The organism is uncultured Oscillibacter sp., assembly GCF_910587525.1.
Taxonomy (GTDB): Bacteria; Bacillota; Clostridia; order Oscillospirales; family Oscillospiraceae; genus Oscillibacter.
Genome location: NZ_CAJULS010000087.1, coordinates 1 through 10,515, shown reverse-complemented (window position 1 = coordinate 10,515; position 10,515 = coordinate 1). Strand labels below are relative to the sequence as shown.

Sequence of the window (10,515 nt, the reverse complement as noted above, 5' to 3'; positions counted from 1 at the left end):
TTCTTACTCTTTCGTTACTTTATGGCCAACACACCCCAAAATCCGGAATCTGCTGATTTTTCAGCCAGCGGGCCGAAGTTCTGCCGGACGGACCTTGTCCGTGCCCATAACACTATGAAGCACAGGAACCGCTCTGCGGCCAGCATCGGCCCCCGCGCCAATGATCTGATAAAGAATCAAAATAATTCTTTATCCAGTGTGTTGACTATAACACACAACGCTGCATTTTACAAGAGAAAATGGAAAAGACCGGATTTCTCCAGTCTTTTTCCGCAAAATCACTGAATCCCGGTGACCTGGTAATCCTGATCCTCCACGGCCTTTTTCAGCGCCGCGTCGGAGATCTCACCGGACAGCGTCACTACAGCGGTGCCGCTCTCGTGGCTGACGTTGGCCTCCGCCACCTCCGGCAGAGCCTCCAGGGCCTTTTTTACCCGGGCCTCGCAGTGTCCGCACATCATACCCTCAATTTTCATTGTCTTTTCCATGGTTTTCGCTTCCTCCTTGTGTCTTACTTTGAATTTTTTATCCCGGCCCGCGTCCCGAATGTCAAAGAGATTCAGCCGCAGGGCGTTGGAGACCACACAGAAACTGGAGAGGCTCATGGCCGCCGCGCCAAACATGGGGTTCAGCGTCAGCCCCAGGGGAATGAAAAGCCCTGCTGCCAGGGGAATACCGATTGTGTTGTAGAAAAACGCCCAAAAGAGATTCTGATGGATATTCCGCAGGGTGGCCCGGCTCAGCCGGATGGCGGCAGGCACGTCGGAGAGTCGGCTCTTCATCAGCACTACGTCCGCCGCGTCAATGGCCACGTCCGTTCCCGCGCCGATGGCAATGCCGGTGTCCGCCCGGGTCAGGGCCGGGGCGTCGTTGATGCCGTCGCCCACCATAGCTACCCTCCCCTGCTTTTTCAAGCTCCGGATCACGCTCTCCTTGCCGTCAGGCAGAACCCCGGCGATGACCTCGTCCACCCCGGCCTGGGCGCCGATGGCGTCGGCGGTCCGCTGGTTGTCGCCGGTGAGCATCACCACCCGGATGCCCATATTCCGCAGCTCCCGCACTGCCTGGGGACTGTCCTCCTTAATAACGTCCGCCACAGCGATGATACCCAAAAGTTCGCCGTCCCGGCTGAAAAACAGCGGCGTTCTGCCCTGGGCGGCCAGGGCTTCAGCCCTAGCCTGAAATTCCTGGGGCACGGCGGCCCGGGCGCTGATAAAGCCAAGATTGCCGCCGCTGAGCACAGCGCCGCCCCACCGTGCGGTGAGGCCGTTCCCCGGCAGGGCCTGGAAATCCGTAACCTCCTCCGCCGGGAGCCCCTCCTCCCGGGCCTTTTCCAGGATGGCTTTGGCCAGGGGATGTTCACTCTTCCACTCCAGCGCACCGGCAAGTCTCAGCAGCTCTGCCTCGCTCAGTCCCTCTGCCGGAAGGATGTCCGTCACCCGGGGCTCTCCCTGGGTGATGGTGCCGGTTTTGTCCAGCGCTACGATCTCTGTCCGCCCCGCAGTCTCCAGAGACGCGGCGGTCTTAAAGAGAATGCCGTTTCTGGCCCCCATGCCGTTGCCCACCATGATAGCCACCGGGGTGGCCAGGCCCAAAGCGCAGGGACAGGAGATTACCAGCACAGAGATCCCCCTGGCCAGGGAGAAACCCACGCTCTCTCCCAGCAGCAGCCAGACAACGGTAGTAACGGCTGCAATGGTGATAACCGCCGGAACAAACACGCCGGAGACCCGATCGGCGATCTTGGCAATGGGGGCCTTGGTGGCCGCCGCATCGCTGACCATCTGGATAATCTGGGAGAGTGTAGTGTCCTCCCCCACCCGGGTGGCCCGGCACTTGAGAAAGCCGGATTGGTTCACCGTAGCGGCGGACACGCTGTCCCCCCGGGACTTATCCACCGGGACGCTCTCGCCCGTCAATGCGGCTTCGCTGACAGCGCTTGCGCCCTCAACCACCACGCCGTCTACCGGGATATTCTCACCGGGACGGACGACGAAAATATCATCCCTGCGCACCTGTTCAACGGGAATTTCCGTCTCCTGTCCATCCCGCTCCACCACGGCGGTCTTGGGGGCCAGCTTCATCAGCCCCTTCAGGGCATCGGTGGTCCGGCCCTTGGACCGGGCCTCCAGCATCTTGCCCACGGTAATCAGGGCCAGGATCATAGCAGCGGACTCGAAGTAAAACTCCATCATGTAGTCCATCACCGCGGCCATATCTCCCCGCACCTGGGCGTCTGTCATGGCAAACAGAGCGTAAGTGCTGTAGACAAAGGCCGCCGCAGAACCCAGGGCCACCAGGGTGTCCATGTTCGGAGCCCTGTGCCACAGGCTCTTGAAGCCACTGACAAAAAACTTCTGGTTGATAACCATGACCGCCACAGTCAAAAGCATCTGCAAAAGCCCCATAGCCACATGATTCCCATGGAAAAACGCCGGAACCGGCCAGTTCCACATCATATGCCCCATGGAGAAATACATCAGAACCAGTAGAAAACTCAAAGACCAGATCAGCCGGCGTTTTAAAACCGGGGTCTCATGATCCCGCAGGGCCTCCTCCGTCTCCGAGGGGGAGACGGCCTGCCTGCCCGCGCCCTTGGGTGAGGCGCCGTACCCCGCCTCCTCCACCGCCCGGATAATCTCCCCGGCGGAGGCGCTGCCCTCTACACCCATGGAGTTCGTTAAAAGGCTCACGGAGCAGGACGTGACACCCGGCACCTTGGAGACCGCCTTTTCCACCCGGGCAGAGCAGGCGGCACAGCTCATACCATTAATATTATATTGTTCCATAATTCCTCCCCGCACATGCCATTCCGGCATACGCCGCATGTAAGTTCTGTCACTTCATCAGCTTTTGGATCGTGGCCACCAGCTCGTCCAGAGTCTCCTCCCTGCCCTCCCGTACATCCCGGGCCACACAGGTGCGGATGTGCTCCGCCAGCAACTCCCGGCTGAAAGCGTTCAGCGCCGCGTTGGCGGCGGCCACCTGGGCCAGGATGTCCGGACAATAGGCGCTCTTTTCCACCATTCCCCGGATTCCCCGGATCTGGCCTTCGATCCGGTTGAGCCGGTGAATCAGACACTTATATTCCTCCGGAGAACGCGTCTTTGTCTTATGGCAGTCGCAGTTTTGAGATTCCATTGCCGTGCCTCCGCTCCAAATATACCCCCATGGGGTATTTTTATCATATACCCCCTCCGGGTATTTGTCAAGTACCCTTTGTTGAGAACGTTCCCGTCAGTGTAAAAAATATCCGCTCCCTTTATGTCAACGTTTGCGATACTAATAACTGTAAAATTTTTTCCAAATATCATTATTTTTTCAGGCAAAAAAAGCAGATAATCAAATCAAGCGCCGGCTATCTGCAAGGCATCAAAAAATCTCGTTTGAAAAAACGGCTAAAATTTTAGAGTTTTTTTATTAAAATATCCGAATTTTTCACAAATGCCGCAGACAAGATTGACAATCTACAGGCGGATATGGTAAATATAAATAATAAAATGAGAGATATAAAAGCGCAAACGTTTTCACCTTTTTCCCGGTATCCTGAGCGGAAAAGATATATGATTGGGGAAGAAGCGGCAATGGCCGGTTCTTCCTCTCTTATTCCCCGGTCTGCCGGAAGCTGTAAAGGAGGCTGTTTTTTGTGATCGAGGCATTGGACTGCCTGCGGCAATTAAATATGCCGTCCGTAATGCTGCGGCTGACGCTGGCCATGCTGTTTGGCGGAATGATCGGCCTGGAACGCGGCCGGAAGGGACGCCCGGCGGGCTTTCGTACATACATGCTGGTGTGCCTGGGCGCGGCGCTGACCATGCTGCTGAGCCAGTATGAGTACTATATGCTGGGCCATGACTGGGCATCCCTGGCAGCAGAGGTGGGCATCCGCACAGACGTCAGCCGTTTCGGTGCGCAGGTCATCAACGGCATCGGATTCTTGGGCGCCGGCACCATCATTGTCACTGGCCGGCAGGAGGTCAAGGGTCTGACTACCGCGGCGGGCCTCTGGGCCTCCGCCTGCATGGGCCTGGCCATTGGCGCCGGTTTTTACGAGTGCGTGGCTATGGCATTTCTGATGATCTTCCTCTCTGTCCACGTTCTCACTCCCCTGGAGCTGCTGATTATCGAAAATGCCCGGAACATGAACATCTATGTGGAATTCCGGAGCCTGGATAATGTGAGTGAGATCATCAACCGCATTAAATCGCAGGATGTGCAGATCTACGAGGCGGAGGTGGACCACGGCCAGGAGAGCATATCCCACCATCCCAACGCCATTTTTGCCCTTCGGATGCACCACAAGGGCAGTCACGCCAAACTGCTGGCTTCCATCTCTGAGATGGAAGACGTCTATGTGGTCCATGACATTTAAGGAAAGGGGTGAGGAGTATGCTACCGATTTTTGACAATCTGCGGGAAGTGACGCTGCTGGCCGTGACCACCCGGATGCTGCTGGCCGTGATCTGCGGCGGCGTTATCGGCATCGAGCGGGAATTCAAACGCCGTCCCGCCGGCTTCCGCACCCATATTCTGATCTGCCTGGGCGCGGCCATGACCACTCTCACCAGCCAATACCTCTATCTCTGCTTGGGACAGTACACCGACATGGCCCGTCTGGGCGCCCAGGTGGTGGCCGGCATCGGCTTTATCGGCGCAGGCACCATCATCGTCACCCGCCGCCAGCGGGTCAAAGGGCTGACCACTGCGGCAGGCCTGTGGGTTGCCGCCATCATCGGCTTGACTCTGGGCGGCGGCTTCTATGAGGGCGGCCTCTTCGCCACAGCGCTGATCCTGGTGGCAGAACTGTTCTTCTCCCGTCTGGAATACCGGATGCTGAAAAATGCGCCGGAGGTCAATCTTTACATAGAGCACACTGACAAATCCTGCGTTGAGGAGTTGCTTCGCCTCTTCCGGGAAACGGATATGAAAATCCTGAACATGGGCATCATTCGTTCCGACAGCACCGAAAAGCACAATGCCTGCGCCCTCTTCACTCTGCGGCTGCGGAAGGGCACCCACCAGGAGGACCTGATGGACCAGGCCCGTTCCATCCCCGGCGTGGTATCTGTGCGGCAGCTGTAATTTACCCTGGTTTATCAGAATAATGAATCCGTCCGCTTCTGCGGACGGATTTTCTTGTCCATATAGCAGGAATATACGTCTTTGCTAAACGGACATTTTGTAGGAAAACGCAATTGACAAGCGGGACATATCATGTTAAGGTAGTACCACAATTGAAAAACGGCATAGGAAGTTTCTGGGAAAATGGCGTCTGCCTGCCGAAGGAGTAACACTCTCAGGCATCCGGAGGACCGGATGAGGACCAGAAACGGATGTGGCTCTGGAGAATCCCAAGCGATTGGGTACCGAAGGTGCAAGGCGGGCAACTGCCGAATCTCTCAGGTAAAAGGACAGAGGACGTTTCCGGCGGGAGTGTGTGCCCGGCGGAATGTCTGCTGTTTGTTGGAGCCGCGTGTACGGCTCTTCTTTTTTGCCGTTCAAATTTACGCCTGCGGGCATTATGGAGGGAATTTATGGAAGCCTTGAATATGATTTTGGATTTTTTTAAGGGACCGCTGAACGACTTCGCCTGGATGTACACCTTTCTTCCCTGCGCCATTCTGGGCGGTCTGTTTCTGACCATCCGCAACGGCGGCGTGCAGTTCGTGCACTTCGGCCACGCCATGAAGAACACAGTAGGCAAAATGTTCCAAAGGCAGAAAGCCGGCGAGGGCGCGGTGACGCCCCTTCAGGCCGTGACCACCGCTCTGGCTGCCACTGTGGGCACCGGCAACATTGTGGGCACCTCCCAGGCCATTGCTATGGGCGGCTACGGCGCCGTGTTCTGGCTGTGGCTGGCCGCTCTGGTGGGTATGGTGATCAAATACTCTGAGATCGTCCTGGCCATCAAGTACCGTGAGCGCGACGACAAGGGCGACTGGGTCGGCGGCCCCATGTACTATATTTCCAAGGGCCTAGGCAGAAATTGGAAGTGGCTGGCAGCACTGTTTGCCATCTTCGCCTCTCTGGCCTCCTTCGGCATCGGCAATATGTCCCAAGTGAACAGCATCACCGGCTCCGTGATCGGCGCCTGCGCTGCCTTCACGGAGGTCTCCTCCGGCATGGAACTGGCCCTCAAGTGGATCATGGGCATCCTGCTGGCCATTCTGGTGGCGGTGATCCTGCTGGGCGGCATCAAGCGTATCGGTGCGGTCACGGAGAAACTCATCCCCTTTATGAGCATTTTCTACATTCTCTTCACCGTGATCGTCATCTGCGTCCACTGGACGGGCATCGGCGGTGCCTTTGGAAAGATTTTTTCCACCGCCTTTACGCCCCAGGCCATGTTCGGCGCCACCACTGGCATCGTCCTGAAGCAGACTATTATCTGGGGCCTGCGGCGCAGCGCCTTCTCCAATGAGGCGGGCCTTGGATCCGCGGCTATCGCCCACGCAGCGGCGGACACCAAGGGTCCCGTGAACCAGGGCCTGTACGGCATCTTTGAGGTCTTTGTGGACACCATCGTCATTTGCACCCTCACCGCCCTGACCATCATCTGCAGCGGCGTGGCCATCGACTTCGGCGTAAAGCCCGGCAGCGAGCTGATCACCGCTGCCCTGGCCACGGTATTCGGCGGCAAGTTCGCGGCTCTGTTTGTGGCTATCGCGCTGGCGCTCTTCGCCTTCTCCACCGTCCTGGGTTGGTCTCTATACGGAACCCGCTGTGTCCAGTACCTCTTCGGCCACAGAGCTGTCCGGGTGTTCCAGGTAATCTTCATTTTGGTGGTGGTCATCGGCTGCGTGTCCCCCCTGGAGTTCGTGTGGGATGTGGCGGACACCTTTAACGGCCTCATGGCCATCCCCAACTTCATCGGTCTCTTTGCCCTCTCTGGAGTGGTGGCTATGGAGACTCGGAGCTATTTCAGCAACAAGAACAATCTGCGATAATCCCGTTACTCAAAAGAGGCGTCCGCTTAAGGGCGTTGCCATAAGAAAACATGGAAAACCCCAGTAATGGTTTTTTAAGTAAGGATTTGCGGTATGGCATTTTTGGTGCTATACCGCTTTTCCTTTCCATAAAGTGACCTTTGAATGGTCGAATGTTCCGATGTGATTGTAGATAATCTCGATTTCCTGTAAACGCCGCCCGCTGCTTTTGTCTGGGGCATGAACAATTATCCTATCCACAAACTCATGCAGTATTTCAGGTGTAAGCTCTGTTAGGTTGGTGTACTTCTTCACAATGGAGAGGAAACGGTCAACATTGACACTCTGTTTTTCTGCCTGCTGGATATGCTCCTGTAGCCTTGTCATTTCTTCCTGCAAGTCGGCCTGTTCTGTGTCATATCCCTTTGACAGTTTCATAAACCGTTCATCCGACAGTTTGCCGCTGATGTTGTCCTCAGAGAGCCCTTGTCAAGGGTAAATTTCAAAATGCAGACCGTCTGCCACAATCAGAGCGAACGGTCTGCATTTCACATCTACTCAGATATCATCTTGTCAGAAAATTCTTCAACATCTGCGCCACCTGCGCCCGTGTTGCCAGTCCCTGGGGGCCTAACCGCCCGTCGCCATAGCCGTTCATGACGCCCTTCTCCACAGCCCAGCACAGGGCCTCCAGCGCGTAGCCGCCGGCCTTGTCCGCGTCAGGGAAATGCAGTTCCTTATCCGTGGCGGCCGGACTTCCCGCATACCGCCACAGCATGACGGCCAGCTGTTCACGGGTGATGTTGTCATTGGGGCCGAACATTCCGTTGCCATAGCCGCAAATGATTCCCTGGCTGGTGGCCCAGCGGATCGCCTCGGTGTACCATGCGCCGTCTGCCACGTCACGGTACTGCAACAGATAATTGACAAGCGGCCTGCCCTCCCTGTTAAAGAGGATCTGAACAAATTGGGCGCGGGTAAGGTTATCATTCGGCCCAAAGGTCCCGTTGCCGTAACCGTTCATCAGACCGTTCCGCAGAACATAGTCCACCGCTTCATGATACCAGGTTCCCACGGGGCCAAGATCGGTGAACCTGCGGGAGGGGCAATCCACTCCTCCGTCACAGGGCCCTTCCGTGCCGTCTGGAAGGGGCGCGAAGGCCGCCTTTACCGTTACGGCGCTGCCGGGCATGGTGAAGGTGTATTTGCCTCCGCCCTGGGCCGTCAGCTTGATCCCGTTCCCCTGGCTGCTGGTGACGGTCAGAGCATCCAGCCCGCAGCCGCTGTCCGGGGAGGCGGTCAGGGTGACGGTGCTGCCGCTGCTGGCTCTGGTGCGGTCGGAGGTTACTTTGCCATGCTCCGACTCCTCCACCGTAATGGCGTAGGCGCTGGAGTTCCAGCCGCCGCCCGAGGAGTGCGGGGAGTGCGAGGGCTGCGAGGGTTCTGAGGGGGTTGAGGGTCCTGACGGTTCCGAGGGCTTCGGGGGCTCCGGCTGGGGCACGTTGCCGGAGCTGATGTTGAACGGCCCGTTGCCCGGAATGGCAAGGATGGTCCTGCCGTCATAAAATCCCAGATGGAGGTCCGAGGGCAGATAGCCGTTGGGGATAGAGATGGCTTCTTCCCCTTTGAGGCTCTCCTCAAACGCCGCGCCGGAAGCCTGGCTGACATAGACAATATAATTTGTGCAGTTTCCCGTAAAGCGTCCGCCGGTGGAAAGCTCAAACGCTTTGTTAAAGCTGCCGCCCGCGCCGCTTAGCTGTACGCCCGTTTGCCCGAAGACCTCCAGCTCGCCGGAGGGGCCTACGAAAACCTTTCCAGTGTATACGCCGGCGGAACTGTCGCCCGCCTGCCGCGCGGTCAGCTTCCCATATACCGTGACAACGGCGTCCACCCCGCCGCTTGAGCTGACGTTGACGCCGCCCAGCGCCTCCACCCGCGCGTCCGCAGCTACCGTCAGGCTGAGGTTATTATTGCCGCTGATGTTAATAAGCTCCTGCACTGTCAGCTTGCCCGTGCCGGAGAGGGTCAGCGCCGTCTTCTGGGGGTTGCCGCCGCTGACGGCCAGCTCTCCAATGGTACTCTCCCCCTCCGTCACGATGGTCACCGCGTCGTCCGGGAGTGTCACCTTCTCCGCGTTGAAGCCCTCCTGGAGGGTCAGGGTGTTCGTCTCCGCGTCCCAGCTGTAGCCCTTGTCCGCGCCGTCTGCGGGAAGGCCGTCCGGGTCGCTGAAATCCAGCGTACCTGCCGGTTCCAGCAATCGCTTGCCCTCATTGGAGTAGGTTTCCGTAACTTTGTTGCCATCCGCATCCTCTTTTAGTACCTTCACGGTGCCTTCGCCGGTGAGCTTCAGGCCCTCAATGAGAGTCGAAATGCCCTCGCCGCCGCTGCCCGTTCCCAGCTTTATGGCTACAACGCCATCGTTGACGAGTTTGCCGCCCGGTTCGATTGTCAGAGACGAACCCTCGGAAAGAGTCAGCGTCGAGCCTGACGGAATCGTCAGCTCTTGGGCGAGGGCGGCGTTTCCGTAGATTTGGCCCTCCAGGCCGGCAAACAAGATTGCGTTTTCCGGTACGACAGCCTCTGAAACCTTGTCCGCCTTTATCACGCCGCCGGTAATGGCGGTTTCGGTTTTCCCATAAACATCCAGAAGGCTGGCGCCGTGCCATTCGACATATGTTTTGGAGCCGCTGATGCTGAGACCTTCTGTTGCGTAAAGGCCCGCCTGTCCCCCGTTTCCGGCCACAGAACCGCCGGTAACATTAACATCCCGCGCATAAAGGCCCGCAACACCCCCGCCTGCTGTTAAGCTGCCGCCAGTGATATGGATCGCCTGGGGACTTGTATCTGGGTCATAGTTATCCTCATTCGGCTGAACAAAAATACCGGCAGTTGATTTGCCGACGGCTTTTACCGTTCCGCCGGATATGTTGACGCTTACCGCTCCATAGTTGGGTATTCCAGAAACGAAAATGCCGCAGGATGTCCCTTGCAGGTCCAGCTTACCGCCGGAGACATTGACTGGTCCCTCAACGATATAAAGCCCATAATCCGCTCCCGAAGCGGTTACAGCCCCCCCGGTCATTGTAAACTCGTTCGTTATTTTGCAGAACCCGACATCTGATGTAATCGTTCCTGACTGAACGGTTAGATCTTCTCCTCCAAAACCATATCCTGTGCCCTTGCCAGTGATTTGAAGCGTGCCCTCTCCCTGAATAATCTGGCAGACCTCATTTTCTATGGCCTGGCCATCCCCGTCTATCCCATGGACCATGGGGTCGAGGTCGCCCAGAGTTGCAGTGGTCTCCAGGATATTGTCTCCTACCAGGATGATCGTTAATGTAAAGTATGCCGGAAATACAATAACGTCTTTCGTATCGGATTGAATGTAGCAGTTTGTCAATGTCAGAGTGCCGCTTTTGGGTCCGGTAATCTCCCAGTTCCAGCCCTCATCTTCGGTCTTATCTGTGCTGGCTGAGAACTCTCTTAGATTAAGCGTCCCCGTCCTGGTTGGTGTCCCCGCCGCAAACGCCGTCCCCGGGAGCAAGGACAGGCACAGGGCCAGAGCAGTAAGGATACTAAAAATTCTGCG

General features: G+C 57.2%; 8 protein-coding genes and 2 riboswitches. Of the genes, 4 read left to right on the top strand and 4 right to left on the bottom strand.

The window, feature by feature from the left end; genetic code table 11:
- On the top strand, positions 1-285 hold a 285-nt coding region (locus QZ326_RS08750), incomplete at its 5' end, for a hypothetical protein (RefSeq protein ID WP_295744051.1).
- On the opposite strand, the gene QZ326_RS08745 is transcribed toward QZ326_RS08750, so the two are convergent.
- The gene (locus tag QZ326_RS08745; protein ID WP_295744049.1) at positions 279-2,789 is read right to left on the bottom strand and encodes a heavy metal translocating P-type ATPase; all 2,511 of its coding nucleotides are present in this window, start codon (positions 2,787-2,789) and stop codon (positions 279-281) included. The two genes, QZ326_RS08750 and QZ326_RS08745, sit on opposite strands and share 7 nt — an antisense overlap.
- Positions 2,790-2,838: 49 nt before the next feature.
- Positions 2,839-3,141, bottom strand: a complete 303-nt coding sequence (locus QZ326_RS08740) for a metal-sensing transcriptional repressor (protein ID WP_295744046.1) — start codon at positions 3,139-3,141, stop codon at positions 2,839-2,841.
- A gap of 508 nt (positions 3,142-3,649) precedes the next feature.
- Between QZ326_RS08740 and QZ326_RS08735 the strand changes: the two genes are divergently transcribed.
- From QZ326_RS08735 to QZ326_RS08725, 3 genes are all read left to right on the top strand, one after another.
- Positions 3,650-4,372 carry an MgtC/SapB family protein gene (locus QZ326_RS08735; protein WP_365328854.1) on the top strand — a complete coding sequence of 241 codons (723 nt, stop codon included), beginning with the start codon at positions 3,650-3,652 and terminating at the stop codon, positions 4,370-4,372.
- Between the two features lie 17 nt (positions 4,373-4,389).
- Entirely contained in the window at positions 4,390-5,082 is a 693-nt protein-coding gene (locus QZ326_RS08730) for an MgtC/SapB family protein (RefSeq protein ID WP_295744040.1), read from the top strand.
- A gap of 166 nt (positions 5,083-5,248) precedes the next feature.
- Positions 5,249-5,325, top strand: a riboswitch (glycine riboswitch).
- Between the two features lie 6 nt (positions 5,326-5,331).
- Positions 5,332-5,425: riboswitch (glycine riboswitch) on the top strand.
- Positions 5,426-5,534: 109 nt separating this feature from the next.
- Positions 5,535-6,947: a sodium:alanine symporter family protein gene (locus QZ326_RS08725; RefSeq protein WP_295744037.1), complete on the top strand. Its 1,413-nt coding sequence runs from the start codon at positions 5,535-5,537 to the stop codon at positions 6,945-6,947.
- 108 nt (positions 6,948-7,055) lie between these two features.
- On the opposite strand, the gene QZ326_RS08720 is transcribed toward QZ326_RS08725, so the two are convergent.
- Together QZ326_RS08720 and QZ326_RS08715 are read right to left on the bottom strand one after the other, a co-directional pair.
- Positions 7,056-7,364 (bottom strand): DUF4368 domain-containing protein, encoded by a 309-nt coding sequence (locus tag QZ326_RS08720; RefSeq protein WP_295744034.1) that lies wholly within the window; start codon positions 7,362-7,364, stop codon positions 7,056-7,058.
- 127 nt (positions 7,365-7,491) lie between these two features.
- Complete coding sequence (locus tag QZ326_RS08715) at positions 7,492-9,669, bottom strand: S-layer homology domain-containing protein (protein WP_295744032.1); 2,178 nt, start codon at positions 9,667-9,669, stop codon at positions 7,492-7,494.
- Positions 9,670-10,515: the final 846 nt, after the last annotated feature.